This window comes from Halorubellus litoreus, from assembly GCF_037081675.1.
GTDB classification, from domain to species: Archaea; Halobacteriota; Halobacteria; order Halobacteriales; family Natrialbaceae; genus Halorubellus; species Halorubellus litoreus.
On the sequence record NZ_JAZAQL010000001.1, the window covers coordinates 762,171 to 784,189 of the forward strand.

Sequence of the window (22,019 nt, forward strand, 5' to 3'; positions counted from 1 at the left end):
GATAGCGATTGGACTTATGCCGCTGTCTCCCGTAGCCGTCGTATGGTCGAGTCATCGTCCGCGACGCGTCGGGCGGCACGCGTCGCGGGGCGCGTCATCTACGTGGCGCTCGTCGTCCACGCGCTCTCCGTCGTCCTCACCGCCGACTGGCCCGAAGTGGCAACGCTCGCGTTCCTCCTCGCAGTCTGGTACGACTATCGCGCGTCGATGACCCTCCGCCGCGTCCACCGGCGGGTGTTCGGCCGTGCGGCCGGTCGCTCCGCAAGGTGAGCGTCACGCCTCCCAGTCAGTCGGCCAGATGCCGGCGGCGCGCATCCCGGCGTCGAAGTCCTGATCGACCATCGCGTCCCTGAGTGCGTCCTCGTCGACGCGACCGACCTCCGTATCGGCGATCTCACGCACGAGGAGCGTGGCGAGCATCGCGTGTTCGCGAACGACGCGGGCGTCGGTCTTGTCGAACGTGTCGGCGGCGGTGTGCCCCCAGCCGCGGCCGCGTTCGCCCGAGTCGCTATGCAGTTGGACGGCGGGAACGCGTTCGCGGAGGAACGGCCAGTGGTCGCTCCACGGGTGCGGGTCGGCGTCCGTCCGAACGGGGTGGTCGACGGCGTCGGCGACGGCGTCGACCGCGGTCGCGAGGTCGTCGCTGCCGTGGGGCATCGCGACGAGGTTCCGGTGGCGCCCTGCGCCGTCGACGTTCACGACCGCGTGGACGTCGTCGAGGTCGAGCGCGTCCGCGAGCGCCGCACCGCCGAGGAGGCCGACCTCTTCGGCGCCGACGCCGGCGACGCGGACGCGAGCGTCGAGCGCGTCTGCGGCGTCCAGCCGGCAGAGCGTGCGAGCGACTGCGACGACGACGGCGATGCCGCAGCCGTTGTCGAGTGCACCCTCAGCGACGTCGTGCGCGTCGAAGTGCGCGAGCACGACGACCTCGCGGTCCGCGTCGGCGGGGCCGAGGACGCCATGAACGAACTCGCTCTCGCCGTCGTCTATCGTCGCGTTCACGTCGAGTTCGACCGCCCCATCGCGGTCGGCGTACTCCGCGAGCCACGCGCCCGTTTCCTTCGAGACGCCGACGCCGGGTGCGGCGGCCGGTTCGTCGAACCGGAGCGACCCCGTGGGCGGGAGCTGGCCGTCGATGTGGTTCCGGAACAGGAACGCTTCCGCGCCGGCGTCGATGGCGTGCCCGAACGACTCCATCCGGTGAACGAACCGGCCGTCAGCGGGCGAGTCCGTTCGGGCGAGCGCGATGGCGCCGTCGAGGTCCGCGTCCGCTATCTCGGCGTGCGTGCCGTGGCCGACGTCGACGAGCGGCCCGTCGACGCTCGCGGACGGCGAGTACGGGAGCGCGACGCCTTCGAACGCGCGGTCGACGGGGTCGGTGACGCGGAGCGTCGTCGCGCCGCGCGTCCACACCGTGAGCGGGAACGACTCCCGGTCGACGTCGCGCACGCCGGCGTCCCGGAAGGCGTCCGCGACGAGGTCGGCGGCACGGGCTTCCCCGGGGTGACCGGCCATCCGGTCGTCGAGCTCGCAGAGGCGTCGCAGGAACCGCCGCGGTTCGTCGTCGCGCCACGTCGCACCGAGCGCGCTATCGAGGTCCATGCGTTCCCGTACGAGCGCGAGCGTAAGCCAGTTCGGCCCGCGGCGAGACCGACGACGGCGTCGTCACTCGACGAGGAACCGCCTCGAGGAACGGTCGCGCGACCGAACCGGCGAGACCGTGGCGAGTGGCAACGCTTACCTGAAGCTATGGCCAAGAGCGTGCCATGAGTTCGGTCCCCGAGCGGTCAGAGATCGACGAGGAGTACAAGTGGGACCTCGAGAGCATCTACGCCTCCGACGACGAGTGGGAGGCCGCCTTCGAGGACGTGAGTGAACGACTGGAGGACCTGCAGGCGTACGAGGGCGCGGTCGTCGAAGACGGTGAGACGTTGCTGGAGACGCTGGAGACGCGCGACGACGTGATGCGGGAGGTCGCGAAGGTCGCGAACTACGCGCAGATGCGGTCCGCGGAGGACACGACGAACCAGCAGTACCAGGCGTTGTCGGCGCGCTCGCAGTCGCTGGCGTCGGACGCGAGCTCGGCGGCGTCGTTCATCGAACCGGAGATCCAGAGTGCGAGTCGCGACGAGGTTTCGGCGATGGTCGAGGCGACCGACGGCCTGGAGCAGTACGAGCACTATCTCGACGACGTCCTGCGGACGAAACCGCATACGCGCTCGGCGGAGGTCGAGGAGGTCCTCGCGGAACTCGGTGAGGTCACGCACGGGAGTGGTGACGTGTACAGTATGCTCGCGAACGCGGACATGGAGTTCCCGACCGTCGAGAAGCCCGACGGCGATGCCGTGGAGATCACGCAGTCGAACTTCACGACGCTCCTGAAGAACCAGGACCGCGAGTTCCGGCAGACGGTCCACGAGGAGTTCTACGACGAGTGGGCGGATGTCCGGAACGCGGTCGGGACGGCGTACAAGAACTCCGTGAAGGCGGACGTGAAGGAGGCGCGCGTCCGGAACTACGAGACGGCGCGCGAAGCGGCGATGGACGGCCCGAACGTGCCCGTGGACGTGTACGACAACCTCGTGGAGACGGTGCGGGAGAATCTCGACAAGCTCCACCGACACAGCGAGCTGAAGGCCGAGGTGCTCGGTGTGGACGAACTGGAGATGTGGGACGTCTACATGCCGATGACGGACTCGGAGAGTCCGGACGTCGAGTACGAGGAGGCGACCGAGTACGTCGTCGATTCGCTCGGCGTCCTCGGCGAGGAGTACCAGTCGCGGGTCGCGGAGGGCCTGGAGTCGCGGTGGGTGGACGTCTACGAGAACGAGGGGAAGCGAGCGGGTGCGTTCTCGAGTGGGACGTACGACACGCAGCCGTTCATCATGATGAACTACCAGGACGACATCGCGTCGATGTACACGCTCGCGCACGAACTCGGGCACTCGATGCACTCGCAGTACACGAAGGACGCGCAGCCGTACGTGTACTCGAGTTACGAGATCTTCGTGGCGGAGGTGGCGTCGACGGTGAACGAGACGCTCCTCACGCAGCACCTCCTGGATACCGTGGACGATCCGGAGTTCCGCCGGCACGTCCTGAACGAGTACCTGGAGCGGGTGCGGTCGACGCTGTACCGCCAGACGATGTTCGCGGCCTTCGAGCATCAGGCCCACGAGTTGGTGGAGGACGGCGAGGCGCTCACGCCGGACGTCCTCGACGAACTCTACGGCGACCTCAAGCGCGAGTTCTACGAGCCGGCGAACGTCGACGAGCACATCGAGCGCGAGTGGATGCGTATCCCGCACTTCTATCGCGCGTACTACGTCTACCAGTACGCGACGGGTATCTCGGCGGCGGTGGCGCTCAGCCAGGGGATACTGGAGGGTGACGAGGATGCGGCGGCGCGCTACCGCGAGTTCCTCTCGAAGGGCTCGCGCGAGTACCCGCTCGAACTCCTTTCGGGTGCGGGCGTGGACATGTCGACGAGCGACCCGATCCAGTCGGCGCTCGACGTCTACGACGACTATCTCGACGAGATGGCGGCGCTGATCTGACCGTCGGGCCCGCGAAGAGTATCGAGACGGGGGTGTCGGTCAGTCGTCGCCGGGTTCGTCGGCGTCTTCGAGGTCGATCTCGACGGGGTCGTCGGCGTCCTCGACGTCGTCGGTTTCGTCGTCTTCGGAGAGTGCTTCCGGTTCGTCGTCGGCGTCGCCGGTCGCTGCGGTCTCGGCGTCCACGGTGGTCTCGGCGCTCGCTGCGAGGAGGAAGCCGGTGAGGCCGGCGGCGATCATGCCGGCGCCGCTGGCGCGCGTCGCGTCGACGTACCAGTCGCGGGGCGTGAACTCGCCGTCGCCGAGGTCCTCGTAGCGCGTGGCGAGCGAGAGTTTGTCGCCGAGGACGGCGGCTTTCTTCGGGGCGACGAGGGTGACGACGCCGACGGCGACCGTTCCGAGTGACGCGACCTTCCGGAGCTTCGGGTTACCGAGCATACACGAACGTTCGGGGCGGGCGACCAAAAGCCCGTGCCTTCTGACGTTGGGTGGCGTCGACGGAGTCCCGTGGTGTGGTCACTCGGCGTCGTCGAGTCGGGCGCTCTCGCTCCACGCGGAGCCGTCGACGTCACCGGCGGTCTTGAACGTCCCGCGGGCGGTGGCGACGAGCGTGTCGTCGTGCGTGATCCGGACGTCGGCGACGGCGACGGTGTCGCCGTCCTTCCGGACGTCGGCTTCGGCGTGGAGGTCGCCGCGAGCGGGTGCGAGATGGTCGAATCGGATGTCGATGGTCGGTGTGGGTTTGTGGTGGAGGCTGATGACGGCGGCGCCGGCGACGGTGTCGGCGAGCCCGTGGACGACGGCGCCGTGTGCGACGTCGCTGCCGGGGACCGACGAGTGGTGGTCGTCGAACGCGAGTTCGCCTTCTGCGTGCCCGTCCTCGGCCGCGGTGACCTCGATGCCGAGGTGCCGACAGTACGGGATCTGGGACATGATGTCCGCCAAGTCCATGCCAACCCCTCTGGACCCCAACCTCAAACGCGTTGTGTGTTCTCAGCGACCTACGTCTCTAGCCGCGACAGCTACTCGCGTGTCCACCGTAGCGAGTGTCGAGGAGACTACCATGGGAGCAGACGTCTACGATCCGAACGCGATAGACGACGCGCCGGTCGCGGAGCGCTATACGGCTATCGAGACCGACGATGGCGACCTCGTCGTGTTCGACGCGAAAGCGGAGGACGCCTGGATTCAGGCCACTGACGCGACCTGCCTCCCTCGACTCAGGTGACGACGGGAGCGGTGAGAGCTCGCCGGGACGCGTCGAACCGGGTGTTCGTCGGCGACCGGAATCACTACCTGTCCGGTCCGCGCACGCCGACGCATGCAACTGGGCGTCATCGGCCTCGGTCGGATGGGGCGCATCGTCGTCGACCGGACACTGGACGCGGGCCACGACGTGGTCGCGTTCGATCTGGACGAGCACGCGGTCGCGGACGCGGCTGACGCGGGCGCCGAACCCGCGGAGTCCGTCGTCGACCTCGCCGAGCGACTCGGCGACGACAAACGAATCTGGTTGATGGTGCCCGCCGGGGACGCGGTCGACGCGGCACTCGACGACCTCGAACCGCACCTCGACGGCGACGACGTCGTCGTCGACGGCGGGAACTCGTACTTCGAGGACTCGGTGCGGCGCGCGGAATCGACCGACGCAGCCTATCTCGACTGTGGAACGAGCGGTGGACCGGCGGGTGCAGCGGTCGGGTTCTCGCTGATGGTCGGCGGCCCGAAGTGGGCGTACGACGAGCTCGTGCCGGTGTTCGACGCGGTCGCGACCGGCCCGGACGGCCACGACCGCATGGGGCCGGCCGGCAGCGGGCATTACGTGAAGATGGTGCACAACGGCGTGGAGTACGCGCTCATGCAGACGTACGGCGAGGGCTTCGAGCTGCTCGCGAACGGCCGGTACGACCTCGACCTGGAATCGGTGGCGCGGACGTGGAACAACGGCGCTGTCATCCGGTCGTGGCTCCTCGAACTCTGCGAGGAAGCGTTCAGGGAGGAGGGTAACGACCTCGGGACGGTCGCGGACCGCGTCGAGGGCGGGTCGACGGGGACGTGGACGGTGCAGGAGGCGCTGGAGCAGGAGGTCGCGGTCCCGCTCATCTACGAGGCGCTCGGCGAGCGCTTCGACTCGCGCACTGAGGACCCTGGAAAGTTCTCGCGCCGCCTCGCGAACCGTCTCCGGTACGGCTTCGGCCGGCACGACGTTCCCCGGACCGACGACGCCTGACGACCGTCACTCGCTTCCGTCGGTGGTCGTGTCGCCGTAGACGAGTTCGAGCGTCGCATCCACTTTCTCCGTGCCGTCGAGCAGACTGCCGTCGGTAAGCTTCGTGCGTCCGCGAATCGTCGCGAGCGCGTCGCCGTCGGTGAACTCGGTCGCGGGGGCGAACGTCGTCCGGAACCGGTACGCGACCCCCTGACTGGACGGCTCGGGCAACGTGACCGTCCACGACCGCAGTCGGTCGCTCGTCTCGCTCGCCAGTCGGAACGCGGCGTCCGGACTGTCGGCATCGACGGTCGTCATGTTCGTCTCCGCAGCCGTCACCTCGCCGTCGACGCCCCGCCAGTCGTGCTCGCCGCGGACGTTCGCGTACCGCCACTCCGACCCGAACGCGCTCGCGCCCGACCGAACGCGGTGGAAGCTCACGACCACGAGCGAGCCGTCCGCACGCTCGAACGCCGCCGTCGACGACTCCAGTTCACCACGCGGCGCCCCGCCGCTGCGCGCGTCGTCGAGCGCCACCAACTCGGGGTCCGCGGGCGCCGTCGCCCCACGCCCGAACCGCGCCGGCTCCCCGGAACTCGACCCCAGCGCCGAACACCCCGCCAGCCCGGTCGCAGCCGCGAGCGACCCCGCTCCAAGCACCGCGCGTCGACTCGGCATACCAGACGCTTCGAGCGAACGCCTATCCACCTTCGGAAAGCGGAGCCAGCAACTCCACGACCAGTACCCGAAAAACGTGGGCGAAAAACCGGAATCGACCGCTCGCTTACGCGCTGTTCACGTCGAACTCGATCGCCGCACCCTGCCGGCGACCACCTTTTCTCGGTCCGGTCGCTCCGCTCACGGACCGGAAAACGTGGGCGAAAAACCGGAATCGACCGCTCGCTTACGCGCCGTTCACGTCGAACTCGATGGCGGCACCCTGCCCGAACCCGACGCAGAGGGTGGCGAGGCCGCGGCCGCCGCCGCGCTTGCGGAGTTCGTGGATGAGCGTCACCGGGAGGCGTGCACCGGAGGCGCCGAGCGGGTGCCCGATGGCGATGGCGCCGCCGTTCACGTTGAAGATGTCCTCGTCGATACCGAGCTCTTCGCGAGCGTACACCGTCTGGGACGCGAACGCCTCGTTCAGCTCCACGAGGTCGTAGTCGTCGATGTCTCGACCGTTGCGTTCGAGGAGGCCGCGCGTGGCGGGGACGGGACCGATACCCATCACGGTCGGGTCGACGCCCGCGACGTTGTTCGCGCCGACCTCGGCGAGAATCTCGAGGTCGTGCTCCTCCGCGAACTCCTTGCTCGTGACCAGCGTCGCGGCGGCGCCGTCACTGATCTGACTGGAGTTCCCCGCGGTGACGTCCTCCATGAACACCGTCGGGAGACCCTGCAGCGTCTCGAAGTCCGTGCCCGGTCGGATGCCCTCGTCCTTCGTGACCTCGCCGTCGGGCGTCTCGATGGGCACGATCTCGTCGTCGAAGCGACCTTCCTCGGTCGCGGCGGCAGCGCGCTGCTGGCTCTGGGCCGCGTAGCGGTCCTGGGCCTCTCGCGAGACGTCGTACTCGCGAGCGACCTTCTCCGCGGTCATCCCCATCTGGAGCTCGATCATGTTGTACATGTCCTGGAAGTCAGGGTGGAAGCTCCGGCCGTCCATCCCGCCCTCCATGGGGACGTTCGTCATGTGCTCGAACCCGCCCGCGATGACGGCGTCGCGGTTCCCGGCGGCGACGGCGTCGCTCGCGGAGATGACGGACTGCATCGAGGACGCACACCAGCGGTTGATCGTGGTCGCGGGCACGCTCTCACCGAGGTCGCTCATGAGCGCGATGACGCGCGCCACGTTGTTGTCCTGATGTCCGCGCTGCTGGGCGCACCCCCACATGAGGTCGTCGACGTCCTCGCCGTCGAGGTCGTTCTCGTCGAGGATCTTGTTGATGAGCGGGACCGAGAGGTCCTCGCCGCGGATCTCCGAGTAGACGCCGTCCTTCTTCCCCTGCGGTGTTCGGTACGCAGCCGCGATGACGGGTGTCTGTGGTTCCATGCGGGTACAGTGGGACCCCTTCGCCATAAAACACTGCAGAACTCCGAACGCCGGAGTCCGCAGTTTACGCGCCCGACACGGGAGAGCGGATAGCAAAAAGCGTTTACCCCCACACGGATTCTCCGAGAACAATGACCGACGAGTCCTCGGAGCCCTCCGATTCCGACGAGGACCCCACGCGAGGCGAGCGCGACCCGCCCGACGACGCCGACGGAGTCGACCGGCCCGACCGCGACGAGCAGCCGGAGCGAGACGCCACTGCCGGCGACGACTCGGGCGACGACGAACCGCACGCCGAAGACAGCGCACCCGACCACGACGCAACAGCAGGCGACACGCCCGCCCACGACCAAACAGCAGGCGGGAGGACCGACGACGCACAGGCGGACGAGGCCGGGTTCGAGTTCGGGGGCGCCGTCGAACCCGAGCCGGACGCGGCCGCGTCGACGGACGACGGCGACGAATCGACCTCTGAGGTTGCCGCTGCCAACGAATCCGTGCGCGACGACGAGCACGAGCCCGAGGACGCGGGGTTGTTGGCGGCGGCGAACCGGCGGACGCCGTTCCCGGACACGTCGATGACCGTGCTGGCGTCGCTCGTCGCGATGACGGTCGCTGGGTTCGTGCTGCGGTTCGTGAACCTCGGTGCGCGCGTCGCCCACCAGGACGAGGGCCGGGTCGGGTACTGGATCATCCGCTACCTCGAATCCGGCGTCTGGGAGTACCGTGCCATCGTCCACGGCCCGTTCCTCTTCCACGTGAACAAGTACGTGTTCGGGTTCCTCGGGCCCTCGGACTTCACGTCCCGGCTCGTCGTCGCCGTCATCGGCGCGCTCCTCCCGCTGACGGCGTGGTTGTTCCGCGAACACCTCCGGGACAGCGAGGTCGTCGCGCTCGGCTTCCTCTTGACGCTGAACCCCGTGCTCGTGTACTACTCGCGGTTCATGCGGAACGACGTCCCGCTCGCCGCGTTCATGCTGCTCGCCACCGGGCTCGCGGTCCGGTACTACGACACGCGCCGGTACCGGTACGTGTACGGGAGCGTCGGCGCGTTCGCGCTCGGGATGACGACGAAGGAGAACGGGCTCCTGTACGCGGCGTGCTGGCTCGGCGCGGCCGCACTCCTGCTCGACCACCGGCTGTTCGTCGCGAGCCAGGGCGACGCCGACCGTGGGCCGTTCCGGACCGCGGTCGCGTACGTCCGCTGGCTCCTCCCCGTGCGCGTCAAACGTCTGCCAGCGGCCGTCCAGGGTGCGTGGAACCCCGACCGGGGGACGCCCGACGACGACGCCAGCAGTCCCGGCCGGACGAGCCCGTGGAACTGGGTCGCGGTGAACTGGACCGCGGCCGTGGTCGCCGTCACCGCCGTCCTCGAGTTCCTCGCCGTCATCGTGTTCTTCTACGCGCCCCGCGGCGGCGGCTACATGAAGGTCGGCGGCGGCGGGCCACCGGACGTCCGCGAGGACACCACCGGCGAGATGGGACTGTACTCGTCGCTCGACGGCTTGCTCGCGGGCGACACCACGGAGTTCCGGCTCGTCGTCGAGGAGTCACTCGTCGGGAGCTGGCAGGAGTTCACGCGCATCTGGGGCGGCCACGAGCACTCCTACACCGCGTTCCTCAAGCACTACGTCGAGGTGATGATCGCGGGCGCACTCGTCGTGTCCGCGTTCGCGGTCGTCGGATTCCTCGTCGACCGGTACGGCGACGGCGGCCCGCGCGACCTCGTCGCGCTCGCGAGCTACTGGGGGTTCGTGAGCGTCCTCGGGTACCCGATCGCGACCGACATCAAGGCCGGGTGGGCGACCGCGCACGCCATCGTCCCACTCGCCATCCCGGCCGCGGTCGGGCTCGCGATCGTCATCCGGTGGGGCGTGCAGTCGTTCACGCTCGATGACGGCGTCGGCGTCGCGCTCGCGGTCGTCCTCCTGCTGTCGGTCGTCGGCTGGATGGGGTTCGCCGTCACCGACCAGGTGTACGTGAACTCACAGGCGCCGGACAACAAGATCATCCAGTACGCGCAGCCGTCGACGGACGCGAAACCGACGCTCGACCGCGTGCGCGAACTCGGCATGGAGCGGGGTGGTGCGGGCGACGTGGACGTCCTCTTCTGGGGTGACAAGTTCGCAATCGCGGACGAGAGCGGCCTCGCGCAGCCGCCGGCGCCGGGCCCGTACTACGACCGGCGGGTCTGGATGTGGTACATGGAGATGTACCAGTACGACGCGAACCAGACCGGCGAGCACTTCGTGTACAGCGACACGGACGACAGCCAGGTCCTCAACGAGACGCGGCCGCCGGTCGTCGTGGCGCTCGGCCAGAACGAGGGCGCGAAGGTTCCGAAGGACGGCGGCGAGGAACTCCACGAGTGGCTCGTCGAGAACGGCTACGAGCGCGTGGTCCACCAGCGGTACGGGGACGACCCGGACGGCGACTACTCGCGCCCCATCCTGTTCTACGTCCGCGAGAACCCCGAGGAGTCGACGGACGACCCGCCGCTCGACCCGTCGCCGGGGCCGATAGAGAACGTGAACGCGACGACGTCGATCGACGTCGACTCGACGGCCGTCACGCCCGTCGCTGCGTCCCTGCCGGCGCGCTCACCCGTCACGACCGACCTGACGGCGGTTTCGCCCGTCGAGTCTCCCGTGATGGCGGCGCCGTCGGCGCGTTCGAGCGGGTCGACGCCGCGAGCGACGGCAACGCGACGGCCGCTTCGACGGTCTTAAACGCGCTCCGCTCGTACGTCGCGGGGAATGAGCAACGCGGCGCTCTCGGTCGTCGAACTGTTGTTGACGGCGCACGTCTACAACGAGGAACGGTCGCTGGACGAGAACGACTTGCCGCCGCGGTACCGGCGTGTCTTCTATAGCGACGGGGAGGTCAAACGCCCCGTGTCGGTGACGAACGCGACGGCGCGCGCCGCCGCGAGCACGGACCACCCCTGGGACGCCATCTCGGGGTTGATGTTCACGGAGCGCGACGAGTTCTCGGGCTCCATCTCGCTCGCGGACACGGCGATGGCCGTCGAGTGGTACGCCGAGAACGCGGACGCCGAGCGCGTCCACACGAACCCCGTCCTGGCGTACGCGTACGGCGCGGACGGGTCGTTCGACGTGGACGCGTTCGCGGACGTCGACTACGAGTCCGCACGGGAGGCGAACCGCCCTATCCAGGCCGACCGCGTCTGGATCGACTCGTTGCTCGACGAGTACTTCGACTCGGACGACGAGGACGAGGAGGACATGCTCGACCTCGTGGACATCCGTGCGCCCGAGGAGATCGATATGACCCTGGACGACCTCGTCCTCACGCAAGAGCAGGAGGACGAGATCCAGAAGATCGTGAAGGCCATCGAGCATCGGGATTACCTCGCGAGGATCGGACTGCGCGAGATCGGGAAGTTGCTGTTCGTCGGGCCGCCGGGGACGGGGAAGACGAGTACCGCGCGGGGGCTCGCGCACTCGCTGGACCTGCCGTTCGTCGAGGTGAAGCTCTCGATGATCACGAGCCAGTACCTCGGTGAGACGGCGAAGAACGTCGAGAAGACGTTCGAGGTCGCCAAGCGGTTGTCGCCGTGTATCCTGTTCATGGACGAGTTCGACTTCGTCGCGAAGACGCGCGGCGGGGACGAGCACGCCGCCATCAAGCGTGCGGTGAACACGCTCCTGAAGAGCATCGACGACATGTCGCTCATCGACGACGACGTCCTCCTCATCGGAGCGACGAACCACCCGGACGACCTGGATTCGGCGGCGTGGCGGCGGTTCGACGAGATCGTGAACTTCCCGAAGCCAGACCGCGGGATGCGTTCGGACATCCTCCGACTCATCACGCACGCGATGGACATCGACGAGTTCGAGCCGGACGCCATCGCGGACATCACCGAGGGACTGACCGGGAGCGACCTCCGGCTCGTGATGCGCGAAGCCGTGTTGTCGGCGCTCACGGAGGAGCGGACGACGCTCACCCAGCAGGACCTCGTGGACGCGGTCGAGGAGTTCGAGGAGCGCGACAACCTGAAGAACCTCGACATGATGGACGGCGACGGCGACGCGCTCATCGCGGGCGGGACGCCGGGCGCGACCGACGGCGGCCACGACCACGACCACGACGACCACGCGCACGACCACGGCGACGACGACTGAGCGCTTCGTACTGGACGACGACTGTCGCCTCGGCGCGAGCGGGCGACCCGGGACGCGACGACTTTTCCGGCCGCGTCGTGTAGGGGGAGGCGATGCAGGTGACGTTGCTCGGGACGGGTGATACGACGGGGACGCCGACGCCGGGATGCGAGTGCGAGACGTGCCGGGAGGCGGTCGAGCGCGGCGTCGAGCGCACGCGGTTCTCGGTGCACGTCCACAATCCCCGTACTGGAGAGTCGTTGCTCGTGGACGCGAGCCCGGACTTCCGGTATCAGTTCCTGAAGAACGACGTCGACCTTCCGGACGCGGCGGTCATCTCGCACGTCCACTTCGACCACCTGGACGGCCTCGGGAACGCGTACCGCTTGCTCGACAGTCTGGACGTGTACGCGGCCGACGAGACGGACCCGAAGACCGGCGAGAGCGTCGCTGGGACGGTCGCCCGGAAGTACGACTACCTCGACACGGTCACCGCGTACCCGACCGCGCCGTTCGAGACGGTGGAGACGTGCGGGTTCGAGGTGACGCTCGTCCCCGTCGACCACCCGCCGCTCGTGTGTTACGGGCTCGTCGTCGAGGACCCCGAGACCGGTGCGAAGCTCTCGCTCTCCGGCGACACGAGCTACGGCATCCCCCAGGAGTCGCTCGACGCGCTCGCCGACCCCGACCTCCTGCTCGCGGACGGAATCGTGCCGTCGTCGCTCTGCGAACACCACCCGCTCGGCGGGAAACACGAGGCCTCCGACGGCACGTACCGGACGTTCGGCACGAAGCACATGACGCGAGAGGGCGCGCTCGCGCTCGCCGACGACCTCGACGCGACCGAGACCCGTATCGTGCACGCCGCGCACTTCTACCCCGCCGACGAGGCGTTCGAAGAACCCATCGCGGTCGACGGCGAGACGTACGAGCTCTGAGCGTCAGTCCTCTTGCCGGCCGACGTACCAGTGATACCCGACGACGCTCAGGACGATCGCGCCGAGTGCGACGAACGCAACCGCGAGGTACTCGAGTCCTCGCACGAACCCACCGCTGTTCACGCCGTGGTCGCTGTCCGAGTCGCCGTCAGCTCCGTCCTTCGAGTCGCCGCCGAAGACGTCACCGACGATGTTCCCGCCGCCGGAGCCGCCGTCGATGTCCTCGAATCTCGTCGCGTTCTTCAGGTAGGCGTCGCAGCGCTCCTGCTGGGTCGCGTTGAACGCCGCGTCCCCGTGAATGTTCACGGCGCCTTCGGCGTCCTGGTCGGCGATCGTGGGGCCGCCCGCCTCGTCACCGTACTGGACGCGCTCCACGTCGTAGACGAGCCACGGCGTGTACACCTCCCAGACGACCTCGCCGTCGGGCGCGACCTCCAGCACGCGGTTGTTGCTGGAGTCGCCGACGAGCGTGTTCCCGTTCGGGAGGCGGTCGGCGTCCCGCGGCCACGACAGCGACGACGCGTTCCCGACGCGCCACGTCCGCTGCCAGTCGCCGTCGCGGCGTGCGTACTCGACGATGCGGTTGTTCTCCGAGTCCGCGACGAGCACCGTCGACGTGTCGTTCTCGCTCTCGTAGTACACGGGATTGTGCTGTTTTCGCATCACCTCGCCGCTGTTCGGTTCGCCGAGCTCCCAGACGACGTCGCCGCTCGTGCGGTTCACGAGGATGGTCATGTCGAAGTTCCGCGGGCTCGCGAGGTAGTGCGTCTCGTTGATGGCGTCGACGTCGTTCACGTGCGTCCAGTCCTCGCTGTAGTTCCCGCCGATGTCCGCCTCCCGGCTGTAGTGGTCGCGGAACTGCCACTGCCACGTGATCTCGTCGGTCGTCCGGTTGTAGACAAGCAACCGGTCGCGGTTCCCGGAGACGTTCGCGGTGGCGCGCATGTTCGCGACGAGTATCTCGGTGTCGCTGAGGAGGTCGGCGTCGTGCGTGTCCTGGAACGGCGCGGTCTCGCTCCAGACGGTCTCGCCCGTCTCCGGGTCGAGTTTGTAGAACACCGTCCGCCCGGGCTTTTCCTTCCCGCGGTACTTCGTGGCGGTGACGAACAGCGTCCCGTCGTCGACGGGGTCGACGTCGTACGACCACGTCGTGCCCTCGCGATGATGCACCCACTCGATCTGTCCGCGCGGGCCGAGTGCGACGAGGCGTGCTTTGCGCTTCCCGCCGTCGTCGCCGAACCGCATCCCCTGGACGCTGACGACGGTGAGGCCGTTCGCGGCGCGCTCCATCGTGCCGACGCAGGGGTTCGCGTCGCCGGGCGTGACCGACGTCGTCGACGCTTCGGTCCCGGCGGACGCGGTGAGGACGACTGGTGCGGCGACGCAGAGACAACACAACACGACGAGGACGGAGCGACGACGCATACACCAATCCGGTTACCGGCACTCGGTATCAGTCTTGTCCCACGCATCGAACGCACCGGGCGTCCCGGCCGCTGGTTCGCTCCGCGTTCTCCTTTCCGGGCGCATCAGTCGTCGCAATCCCCGGATTCGGGCTCCGTCTCCTCTAGCGTGTCGGGGTGGCGAGACGTGCTCACGCGGTCCGGAAGGCTAAAGTCGTACTTGGGGAATCCTGTGGTATGGACGAGGAGGAGCGACCGTCACGGGATGGGGACGGTCACGGGGAGACGACGGCCCGGCGGACGTTCGATTGGGCGGAGACGAAGCCGTCGTCCGCGGTCGTCGAGGTCGTTTCGAGCGCACTGGGAGCGGCGGCGACGGACGTCGAACCGCTCTACACTGCCGTCGACCCGGATGCGCTCGACAAGCTCGTCTCGGACCCGGACGGTAGACGTGATTGTACGGCCGTCGTCGTCTCGTTCACGTTCGCTGACCGACACGTGACCGTCGAGGGGACGGGGACGGTCGTCGCCGAACCCGTGAACGTCGGGTGACCGGCTCTTCGATTCCTCGCTGGGTCGCGTGACCGACTCTTCGATTCCTCGCTGAATCGCGTATCCCTCGCTGGGCCGCGTGACCGACTCTTCGACCCTTCGATGGGTCGCGTGACCGATTCCTGTTCGCGACGAACAGCCGCTAGAGGACGCTCTGAGCGGGTCGTCACGGCCTGGCACGCGTGACCACGGTTCCGATACGATTTTCCGCGGGCCAGTCGAACCGTCGGGCAAGAATGCTCAGCCGGCAGTACGTACGCGAGAACCCCGACGAGGTCAGAGACGCCGTCGAACGGAAGGGCGTCACGGACGTGGACGTGGACGAGATCCTCGAGATCGACGCGGAGTGGCGCGAGCTGAAGGCGGAGGGCGACGACCTCCGGCATCAGCGCAACGAGGTCAGTCGCTCCATCGGCCAGCTCAAGCAGGAGGGCAAGGACGAGGAGGCCGAGGAGGCCATCGAGCGCTCGCAGGCGCTGAAGGACGAACTGGAGGCGGTCGAGGAGCGCGCGGACGAGCTCGAGGCGGAGCTCCACGAGCGATTGCTCGAGGTGCCGAACGTCCCTCACGAGAGCGTGCACACGGGCGCGGACGAGTCGGACAACGAGACCCGGTACCGGTGGGGGTTCGAGGACCTCCGTGACCTCCCCGACGAGGTCGTGCCGCATTACGACCTCGGCGAGGACCTGGACGTCCTCGACTTCGAGCGCGGCGCGAAGGTCACGGGTGGCGGGTTCCAGTTCGTCAAAGGTGACGGGGCGCGCCTCGAGATGGCGCTCGTGCAGTTCATGCTCGACGTCCACCGCGAGCAGGAGTACACCGACGTCCTCCCCCCGGTGCCGGTGAACTCGGCGTCGATGCGCGGCACGGGCCAGCTCCCGAAGTTCGACGAGGACGCGTACCGCGTCGGCGCGCGCCAGGACGACGAGTACGACGACGACGACCTCTGGCTGCTCCCGACCGCGGAGGTCCCGGTGACGAACATGCACCGCGACGAGATCCTGCTCGACGACGACCTCCCGCTGAAGTACCAGGCGTACTCGCCGAACTTCCGGCGCGAGGCCGGCGAGCACGGTACCGAGACGCGGGGGTACGTGCGCGTCCACCAGTTCAACAAGGTCGAGCTCGTGAACTTCGTGCGGCCCGAAGAGTCCTACGAGCGCCTCGAAGGCCTGCTCGACGAGGCGACCGAGGTCCTCGAACGACTCGGCCTCCCCTACCGCGTGCTCGACATGTGCACGGGCGACATGGGGTTCACGCAGGCGAAGAAGTACGACGTCGAGGTGTGGGCGCCCGGCGACGACATGGACGACGGCCCCGAGGAGGGCGGCCGCTGGCTCGAGGTCTCCTCGGTGTCGAACTTCGAGGACTTCCAGGCACGACGTGCGGGCATCCAGTACCGCCCCGAGCGCCACGAATCGGCCGAGTACCTCCACACGCTGAACGGGTCGGGCGTCGCGCTGCCGCGCGTGATGGTCGCCATCCTCGAGTACTACCAGAACGACGACGGCACCGTCGAGGTCCCCGAACCGCTCCGCGAGTACATGGGCGGCCAGGAGGTCATCGAGGGGCACAGTCCCGTCGGCGAGAGCGCGCTCGGCGCCGGCGACCGCGAATAAGGTCGCATTCGCGGCCGACTGATTCCCGCCCTTTCCGTCGACGGGATGATTCACCGAGACGACGTCCGGGGATGGTCGGAGGGTCGGACAGAGGGGGGGAGCCTGCGGCGTATACGGACAAGAGATTTGGTGGAGAGGTACACTCGAAGTCACATGTCCCCGACTATATCTCGGAGAGCGGTCGTACTCGCGGTGATACTTGTTGGTGGCCTCGCGCTCGTCCTCGCTGGTGGCGGCTTTCTGACCGAGACGAACGTAACGGTCCACGCGACGTTGGTGGAAGCCCCCGAAAATACGTCCCCGAAGTACACCTTAGCGGAACTCGGTGACGACAATCCAGTGGAGGTCGCGAGCGAAAGAGCGCTGGCACAGAACGGTTCAGGCTCGGTGAACACGACTGGTAGTCGTTTACAGGAGGAGGGAATTCCCCAGGAGACGTTCTTCGTCGGGCATCGCGACCAGTGGATTCGAATAACATTCCGGTCTAAGTGAAGAAAAGGTCTGGAGGGAAGCGGGCAACTCGTATCCTGACGTACCGATTCTACCCGTTATGTTCCGGATGTTCCCGTGAAGACGACGGTCGGGGACGCGACGCTTGGAAGTGAGCGCCACGGTAGCAGTATCCCGTCCGACTGCTATCTCACCGCGTGTAGGTGTCGAGGGCGACGATGCGGTCGGCGAGGACGTCGAAGCAGTCGACGAACCGGACGAGGACGTCGCCTGATTCGCGGACGACGGTGCCGCGTGCGAGGACGGTCTCGGCTTCGTCGCCCGCGGTCGGCGTCCACTCGCCCGTCGCGTCCGCGCCGTCGGTCGCGGTCGGGCGACCCGGTCCGTCGCGTTCGAGTCGAGCGCCGTGCGAGCGGTCCTCGCCCGGTGGTTCGACGAACACGCCGTCGAGGTCGTGCGTGGTGTCGCTGTGCGGTCGCGACTCGGTCATGAACGAGAGGAACGCGTCGCGGCCGTCGAACGTGCGGTCGGGGCGGCGCTGCGTGAACCCGGGTGCGAGTACGTCCCGGAGGTCGTCGTAGCGCGCGTCGTCGAGGCACGCGTAGTACGTGCGGACCGTCGCCTCGGCGTCCATGTTCCAGTGGTTCTCGCCCTGGATTGAAAAGCGCTCGGTGCGCGGACCGCAGGCGGGCGTCGGGCATCGCGGGACGAGCAGCCGCGGCGGTGGACCGCGACCACGGTGGTGGGCCGCGACCGCGGCGGCGTCTCAGTCGAACACGAGGGCGTCGGGGTCGAGTAGTTCGCCGACCTGGCGCGCGGACTCGTGGGGGCGCTGGGCGTCCTCGTGGTACTCGTCGGCGACGCCGTCCTTGCCTTCGACGCGGTGTTCGGCGGCGCTCGCAAACCACGCGGCGGCCTGCCGGAAGTCGTCGCTCGCGTCGCGAGCGGTCGTCGCGGCGTCGTGGACGCGCTCGCTCTCGGCGAACCGGCGCGCGGAGTCGAACGCGCCGCCGGCGGAGTCGAAGTACGCGACCGCTTCCTCGAACGCGGCGACGGCGTCCAGCCAGTTCTCGCGGTCGTACGCGCCGAGGGCGTTCTCGAACTCCGAGCGTCCGTACGTGTAGTGCTGGTAGCCGCGGCCGTAGCGTTCGGCGGCGGTGCGGTCGTCCTGGACGGCGTCGATGGCGTTCCGGACGGCGTCGAGGTCCGGTTGGGTCATCGGGTCGTCGGTACTCCAGGCGTACGCGACGCGGCCGCGGTCGTCGACGACGAACAGCGCGCGCTTCGGGACGCGCAGGTGTCCGTCGAGTTCCTCGTGGAGGACGCCGTACTCCTCGGCGACCTCGCCGATGGAGTCCGTCAGCAGCGGGAACTCGAGCGCGTTCTGTTCGGCGAACGCGCGGTGGCTGTGCACGGAGTCGCCCGATATCCCGAGGATGGTGACGTCGTCCATGAGCGTCAGGAGGTCGATGTCCCGGAGACTGCAGAGTTCGTCGGTGCAACCGGGGCTGAAGTCCATCGGGTAGAACGCGACGACGACGACGTCCTCGCCGACGTAGTCGTCGAGCGCGAACTCGTCGATCTCGCCGTCGTGGTAGCCGGGGAGCGCGAACGCGGGTGCCTCGGTTCCCTCCGTGAGCATTACCGCGGCGTACGCGCGGCCCGTACTTAGGCCTCGTGCCCACCGAACCAGGGGGGGGGTCGTCGCGGCGGCGCGTGCCGTCGTCGCGGTCGAGTCCGGTTGGTGAAATCGAGTTCAGGGAACGCCTTTGTCCCATCCGGTCGAAGCGTGTGGTATGGCAACGAGCGACGACGGCGACGGGTTCGTGCGGGCGACCAGTCTCGCCGACCTCGAGGACGCGGGCCGGGAGCTGTTCACGGCGCGAGGCACCGCCATCGCGCTGTTCCACCACGAGGGCGAGGTGCGCGCGGTCGACAACCGCTGTCCGCACATGGGCTTTCCACTATCCGATGGGAGCGTCGAGGACGGCGTGCTGACGTGTCACTGGCATCACGCGCGCTTCGAGCTGTCCTGTGGCGATACGTTCGACCCGTGGGCGGACGACGTCGCGACGTACCCCGTGGAGGTCCGCGACGGCGACGTCTACGTGCAGCCGAATCCGCCGCGTGACCGCGACCCGGCGGCGCATTGGCGCGACCGCCTCGACACCGGCCTCCGGGAGAACCTCCGGCTCGTCGTGGCGAAGAGCGCGGTCGGCCTCGACGACGCGGGCGTCGACCCGGTCGACGTCGCCGAGCGCGGCGTCGCGTTCGGGACGCGCTACCGCGAGGACGGCTGGAGTAGCGGACTCACGATCCTCGCCGCGTTGACGAACGCGCTCGACGTGCTCGACGGCGACGACCGGAAGCGCGCGACGTACACGGGCCTCCGGCACGTCGCGAGCGACTGCGCGGGCGAGCCCCCTCGCTTCGACCAGCCCGCGTTCGACGTCGACGACGTCTCCGCGGACCGCCTCGCGGAGTGGTTCCGCGAGACCGTCGAGGTCCGCGACAGCGACGGCGCCGAGCGCGTCCTCAGGACGGCGGTCGAGACCGCTTCGCGCGAGGACGTGGAGGCGATGCTGTACGCGGCCGCCACCGACCACGCGTACCTCGACGCCGGACACTCCTTCGACATGACGAACAAGGCCGTCGAGACGCTCGACCACCTCGGCTGGCCGAGCACGACCGACGCCGTCCGCCAGGAGGACGACGCGGCGGACGCGGCGGACGTCCTCGCGAGCCTCGTGACGCGCTTCACGGACGCGGACCGCGCGGAGGAGGGCTCGGAGTGGCGCCAGCCCGAGGACCTGGCGGCGATGCGCGAGAGCTTCGAGGCGGCCCTTCCGACGCTCGCCGCGGGCGAGCGCGACCCGGACTGGCGGCCGCCGTCGGGCTTCCAGGACGCGCTGCTGGGCGACGACCCGCACGACGTCGTCGACGCCCTCCGGGACGCCATCCGCGACGGGGCGACGGTCGGAGCGCTCGCGCACGAGGTGGCGACCGCCGCCGCCACCAGGGTGGCGCGGTTCGGGACGACGAACGAGTTCGGCGACTGGAACACCGTGCATCACACGTTCACGTACGCGAACGCCGTCCAGCAGGCCGCGAGCCGCGTCGAACCCACCGAACTCTACCGCGGCGTGCTCGACGGCGCGTTCAGCGTGTACCTCGACCGGTTCCTGAACAGCCCGCCCGCACCGGTTCCGAACCCGGCGGACGGCGACGCCGGCGAACTCGGGACCGTCGAGACGCACCGCGAGAGGCTCCTGGACGCGTTCGACCGCGAAGGTGCGGTGAACGACGCCGGCCGCGAGGCCGCCGCGCTGCTCGCGGTCGCCGACGACCCGCGCGAACTCTGGTCGACGCTCGGCGGCGCGCTCCTCCGCGAGGACGCCGGCTTCCACACGCTCCAGGCGTACGAGGCCGCACACGCGCAGTTCCACGCGGCGCGCGACCGAGCGAGCGACGGCCCCGAGGGGCTGCCGAGCGAACGCGAACGCACCGCCGCGGTCGCGGCCGCGCGCTACCTCGCCGCGCACACCCCGACGAGGCGCGAAGCCGAGCAGACGTTCACCATCGCCAGCCGCCTCCTCAGGGGCGAGAGCATCCACGAGGACTGACCGACTCCACTCGGCCGCGACGCACCGGGGATCGGCCCGGAAACCGCCGCGGGGGAATCTACTTGCCGCGGGCTGTCGAAGTCGAGGTATGGCGATGGAACGCGTGAATCCGGCGACGGGCGAGCACATCGAGACCGTCGACGCGCACACGGACGCGGAGGTCGACGAACTGCTCGGGGCCGCTCACGAGCGCTACCTCTCGTGGCGCGAGGTCCCGATGCACGAGCGCTGCGAGCTCATGGCGAACGCGGCGGACGTCCTCCGCGAGAACCAGGAGGAGTACGCCCAACTCATGACCGAGGAGATGGGGAAACCCATCACGGGGGCTCGGAGCGAGGTCGAGAAGTGCGCGTGGGTGTGCGAGCACTACGCCGAGCACGCCCAAGCATATCTGCAGGACGAGACGCTCCCGAGTCCGCCGGAGGCGGAGGCGAAGGTCGTCCACGAACCCCTCGGCGTGGTGATGGCGGTGATGCCGTGGAACTACCCGTTCTGGCAGGTATTCCGGTTCGCCGCGCCGAACCTCGTCGCGGGGAACGTCGGCGTCCTGAAGCACGCGTCGAACGTCCCCGGGTGCGCGAAGGCCATCGCGGAGGTGTTCCGCGAGGCCGGGTTCCCGCAGGCGTGCTTCCAGACGCTCCTCGTGTCGGGGTCGAAGGCGAACGAGGTCATCGAGGACGAGCGCGTTCGTGCGGTGACGCTCACGGGGAGCGAGCCCGCGGGGCGCGCGGTCGCCGAGACCGCCGGCCGGGAGCTGAAGAAGACGGTGCTCGAACTCGGTGGCGCGGATCCGTTCATCGTGCTCGACGACGCGGACGTGGAGGCGGCGGTGACGCGTGGCGTGACCGCGCGCCTCCTGAACTCCGGGCAGTCCTGTATCGCGGCGAAGCGCTTCGTCGTCCACGACGCAGTCTACGACGAGTTCATCGAGCGGTTCGTCGCGGAGATGGAGGCGCAGACCGTCGGCGACCCGACCGACGAGGCGACGGACGTCGGCCCGCAGGCGCGCGAGGACCTCATGGCGGAACTCCACGACCAGGTCGAGCGCTCCGTGCGGGACGGTGCGACCGTCGAGTGCGGCGGCGAACCCCTCGACCGCGAGGGCTACTTCTATCCGCCGACGGTGCTGACGGACGTCCCGCCGGACGCGGCCGCGGCGTGCGAGGAGACGTTCGGTCCCGTCGCGGCCGTCTTCCGCGTCGACAGCGAACAGGACGCCATCGACCTCGCGAACGACTCGACGCTCGGGCTCGGCGCGAGCGTCTGGACCGAAGACCTCGAACGCGGCGAGCGCATCGCTCGCGAGATAGAGGCCGGGTGTACGTTCGTGAACGAACTCACGAAGAGCGACCCGCGCGTCCCCTTCGGCGGCATCAAGGACTCCGGGTACGGGCGCGAGCTCGCCCAGCACGGCATCAAGGAGTTCCTGAACGAGAAGACCGTGTGGGTCCAGGACGCCCAGGACTGACCGCGTTCGACGCCCGGGCAACCACC

General features: G+C 68.8%; 20 protein-coding genes. 12 read left to right on the forward strand and 8 right to left on the reverse strand.

The features are described 5' to 3' along the window. The first annotated feature begins 42 nt into the window (after positions 1 to 42). Complete coding sequence (locus tag VYJ16_RS03890; RefSeq protein WP_336348995.1) at positions 43 to 270, forward strand: hypothetical protein; 228 nt, start codon at positions 43 to 45, stop codon at positions 268 to 270. A gap of 3 nt (positions 271 to 273) precedes the next feature. On the opposite strand, the gene VYJ16_RS03895 is transcribed toward VYJ16_RS03890, so the two are convergent. Further along, positions 274 to 1,602: a M28 family metallopeptidase gene (locus VYJ16_RS03895; protein ID WP_336348996.1), complete on the reverse strand. Its 1,329-nt coding sequence runs from the start codon at positions 1,600 to 1,602 to the stop codon at positions 274 to 276. A gap of 164 nt (positions 1,603 to 1,766) precedes the next feature. Between VYJ16_RS03895 and pepF the strand changes: the two genes are divergently transcribed. Next, a complete protein-coding gene (gene pepF / locus VYJ16_RS03900; protein WP_336348997.1) occupies positions 1,767 to 3,557 on the forward strand; it encodes an oligoendopeptidase F in 1,791 nt (596 codons plus the stop codon). Between the two features lie 39 nt (positions 3,558 to 3,596). Here pepF and VYJ16_RS03905 read toward each other — a convergent pair whose 3' ends face one another. Together VYJ16_RS03905 and VYJ16_RS03910 are read right to left on the reverse strand one after the other, a co-directional pair. After that, entirely contained in the window at positions 3,597 to 3,992 is a 396-nt protein-coding gene (locus tag VYJ16_RS03905; protein ID WP_336348998.1) for a DUF6199 family natural product biosynthesis protein, read from the reverse strand. A gap of 78 nt (positions 3,993 to 4,070) precedes the next feature. Continuing rightward, a complete protein-coding gene (locus VYJ16_RS03910) occupies positions 4,071 to 4,505 on the reverse strand; it encodes a PaaI family thioesterase (protein WP_336348999.1) in 435 nt (144 codons plus the stop codon). A gap of 112 nt (positions 4,506 to 4,617) precedes the next feature. Here VYJ16_RS03910 and VYJ16_RS03915 point away from each other — a divergent pair, with 112 nt between their 5' ends. Both VYJ16_RS03915 and gnd read left to right on the forward strand, forming a co-directional pair. Beyond that, complete coding sequence (locus VYJ16_RS03915; RefSeq protein WP_336349000.1) at positions 4,618 to 4,782, forward strand: DUF7331 family protein; 165 nt, start codon at positions 4,618 to 4,620, stop codon at positions 4,780 to 4,782. A gap of 93 nt (positions 4,783 to 4,875) precedes the next feature. Beyond that, the gene (gene gnd / locus VYJ16_RS03920; RefSeq protein WP_336349001.1) at positions 4,876 to 5,784 is read left to right on the forward strand and encodes a phosphogluconate dehydrogenase (NAD(+)-dependent, decarboxylating); all 909 of its coding nucleotides are present in this window, start codon (positions 4,876 to 4,878) and stop codon (positions 5,782 to 5,784) included. A gap of 6 nt (positions 5,785 to 5,790) precedes the next feature. Here the strand turns inward: gnd and VYJ16_RS03925 are convergent, their stop codons facing one another. Then, positions 5,791 to 6,441, reverse strand: coding sequence for a hypothetical protein (locus tag VYJ16_RS03925; RefSeq protein WP_336349002.1), 651 nt, complete (start codon positions 6,439 to 6,441; stop codon positions 5,791 to 5,793). A gap of 226 nt (positions 6,442 to 6,667) precedes the next feature. Next, positions 6,668 to 7,813, reverse strand: a complete 1,146-nt coding sequence (locus VYJ16_RS03930) for a thiolase family protein (RefSeq protein WP_336349003.1) — start codon at positions 7,811 to 7,813, stop codon at positions 6,668 to 6,670. A 131-nt stretch (positions 7,814 to 7,944) separates the two neighbouring features. Between VYJ16_RS03930 and VYJ16_RS03935 the strand changes: the two genes are divergently transcribed. The 3 genes from VYJ16_RS03935 (at position 7,945) to VYJ16_RS03945 (ending at position 12,878) form a co-directional block, all read left to right on the forward strand. Beyond that, positions 7,945 to 10,542 carry a flippase activity-associated protein Agl23 gene (locus VYJ16_RS03935; protein ID WP_336349004.1) on the forward strand — a complete coding sequence of 866 codons (2,598 nt, stop codon included), beginning with the start codon at positions 7,945 to 7,947 and terminating at the stop codon, positions 10,540 to 10,542. Between the two features lie 27 nt (positions 10,543 to 10,569). Further along, the gene (locus VYJ16_RS03940; RefSeq protein ID WP_336349005.1) at positions 10,570 to 11,961 is read left to right on the forward strand and encodes an ATP-binding protein; all 1,392 of its coding nucleotides are present in this window, start codon (positions 10,570 to 10,572) and stop codon (positions 11,959 to 11,961) included. A 92-nt stretch (positions 11,962 to 12,053) separates the two neighbouring features. Beyond that, positions 12,054 to 12,878, forward strand: coding sequence for an MBL fold metallo-hydrolase (locus tag VYJ16_RS03945; protein WP_336349006.1), 825 nt, complete (start codon positions 12,054 to 12,056; stop codon positions 12,876 to 12,878). Between the two features lie 3 nt (positions 12,879 to 12,881). Here the strand turns inward: VYJ16_RS03945 and VYJ16_RS03950 are convergent, their stop codons facing one another. Beyond that, on the reverse strand, positions 12,882 to 14,303 hold the full coding sequence (locus VYJ16_RS03950; RefSeq protein ID WP_336349007.1) for an arylsulfotransferase family protein: 1,422 nt from the start codon (positions 14,301 to 14,303) through the stop codon (positions 12,882 to 12,884). Between the two features lie 215 nt (positions 14,304 to 14,518). On the opposite strand from VYJ16_RS03950, the gene VYJ16_RS03955 reads away from it, so the two are divergent. The 3 genes from VYJ16_RS03955 (at position 14,519) to VYJ16_RS03965 (ending at position 16,944) form a co-directional block, all read left to right on the forward strand. Then, the gene (locus VYJ16_RS03955; RefSeq protein WP_336349008.1) at positions 14,519 to 14,833 is read left to right on the forward strand and encodes a HalOD1 output domain-containing protein; all 315 of its coding nucleotides are present in this window, start codon (positions 14,519 to 14,521) and stop codon (positions 14,831 to 14,833) included. Between the two features lie 236 nt (positions 14,834 to 15,069). After that, complete coding sequence (gene serS / locus VYJ16_RS03960) at positions 15,070 to 16,452, forward strand: serine--tRNA ligase (protein ID WP_336349009.1); 1,383 nt, start codon at positions 15,070 to 15,072, stop codon at positions 16,450 to 16,452. Between the two features lie 153 nt (positions 16,453 to 16,605). Beyond that, the gene (locus VYJ16_RS03965) at positions 16,606 to 16,944 is read left to right on the forward strand and encodes a hypothetical protein (protein ID WP_336349010.1); all 339 of its coding nucleotides are present in this window, start codon (positions 16,606 to 16,608) and stop codon (positions 16,942 to 16,944) included. 148 nt (positions 16,945 to 17,092) lie between these two features. Here VYJ16_RS03965 and VYJ16_RS03970 read toward each other — a convergent pair whose 3' ends face one another. Both VYJ16_RS03970 and VYJ16_RS03975 read right to left on the reverse strand, forming a co-directional pair. Beyond that, positions 17,093 to 17,536, reverse strand: a complete 444-nt coding sequence (locus tag VYJ16_RS03970) for a nuclear transport factor 2 family protein (protein ID WP_336349011.1) — start codon at positions 17,534 to 17,536, stop codon at positions 17,093 to 17,095. 132 nt (positions 17,537 to 17,668) lie between these two features. Next, positions 17,669 to 18,544: a redoxin domain-containing protein gene (locus VYJ16_RS03975; RefSeq protein ID WP_336349012.1), complete on the reverse strand. Its 876-nt coding sequence runs from the start codon at positions 18,542 to 18,544 to the stop codon at positions 17,669 to 17,671. A gap of 154 nt (positions 18,545 to 18,698) precedes the next feature. Here VYJ16_RS03975 and VYJ16_RS03980 point away from each other — a divergent pair, with 154 nt between their 5' ends. Continuing rightward, positions 18,699 to 20,525, forward strand: coding sequence for a Rieske 2Fe-2S domain-containing protein (locus VYJ16_RS03980; protein WP_336349013.1), 1,827 nt, complete (start codon positions 18,699 to 18,701; stop codon positions 20,523 to 20,525). 94 nt (positions 20,526 to 20,619) lie between these two features. After that, positions 20,620 to 21,993, forward strand: coding sequence for an NAD-dependent succinate-semialdehyde dehydrogenase (locus tag VYJ16_RS03985; RefSeq protein WP_336349660.1), 1,374 nt, complete (start codon positions 20,620 to 20,622; stop codon positions 21,991 to 21,993). Positions 21,994 to 22,019: the final 26 nt, after the last annotated feature.